This is a genomic window from Microbacterium sp. B19, from assembly GCF_000333395.1.
Classification (GTDB): domain Bacteria; phylum Actinomycetota; class Actinomycetes; order Actinomycetales; family Microbacteriaceae; genus Microbacterium.
Window position 1 is genome coordinate 1 of the sequence record NZ_BADA01000575.1, and the last position, 395, is coordinate 395.

1 protein-coding gene is annotated in these 395 nt (G+C 68.6%); it reads right to left on the minus strand.

Annotation, left to right across the window (positions count from 1 at the left end):
- On the minus strand, positions 1-395 hold a 395-nt coding region (locus I5G_RS23790), incomplete at both ends, for a GTP-binding protein (RefSeq protein WP_036329571.1).

Here is a 395-nt window from a genome sequence, read left to right on the forward strand (position 1 = left end):
CTCCGTCGGCTCCGGGCGCGCGTCGAGGAGACCGCGCGCGGCGACCTTCGCCGACTCCACGTCGGGCTGGTCGAACGGGTCGATCCCGAGGAGGCGGCCCGCGATCGCGGTCGCGTACTCCCAGACGACGAACTGCGCGCCGAGATGGGGAGCTGGATGACGAGCGGCTTGGCCTTCAGGCGGTTCACGATCGTGTCGACCGTGAAGTAGAAGTCGGCGCCCAGCTTGTCCATCTTGTTGACGAAGCAGATGCGGGGGACGTCGTACTTGTCGGCCTGACGCCACACCGTCTCGGACTGGGGCTCGACGCCCTCCTTGCCGTCGAAGACGGCGACGGCACCGTCGAGCACGCGCAGCGAACGCTCGACCTCGACCGTGAAGTCGACGTGTCCGGG